We start from the raw sequence: 427 nt of genomic DNA, 5'->3' as shown, positions 1-427 counted from the left end.
CGGATGTCGTTGGCGATCTTGGTGAGCGCGACGGCCAGCGTCCTGAGCGCGCCATGCAAGCCGACCAGGGGCTCGTGGCCAGCGAGCGCGGCGAAGCGGTTGTCGGCAACGCGGAAGGGTTCGCCCAGGCGTTCGGCTAGCCGCACCGCGACCCGGGCACCGAACTCCGGATGGGTATTCAGTCCCGTGCCGAGCGCCGTGCCGCCGATGGCAAGGGCATGGACGGCCGGCAGCGTGGCGCGCAACGCCGCTTCGGCAAGGGCGAGCTGGGCCGCGTAGCCGCCGAANNTGCAGGTGCGTGCGGCCGATCTTGAGGATACCGGTGAATGCCGTCGCCTTGGCCTGCAGGGCCGTGCGCAGCCGCGTGAGCGATGCCAGCAGCGGTCTCGTCTGCAGCACAGCGGCGACGTGCATGGCCGTCGGGAAG

1 protein-coding gene and 1 pseudogene are annotated in these 427 nt (G+C 71.1%); both read right to left on the bottom strand.

All coding sequences use genetic code 11. From position 1 onward, the window contains the following. The coding region (locus B4N44_RS09885; protein ID WP_296700099.1) for a lyase family protein at positions 1-245 on the bottom strand (245 nt) is incomplete at its 3' end. A 106-nt stretch (positions 246-351) separates the two neighbouring features. Further along, positions 352-427 (bottom strand): annotated as a pseudogene (locus B4N44_RS19930) (hypothetical protein); the annotation flags it as partial.

The organism is Thiocapsa sp. UBA6158 (genome assembly GCF_002423035.1).
In the GTDB taxonomy this organism is placed as follows: domain Bacteria; phylum Pseudomonadota; class Gammaproteobacteria; order Chromatiales; family Chromatiaceae; genus Thiocapsa.
This window is presented reverse-complemented; position numbering and strand designations above follow the sequence as displayed.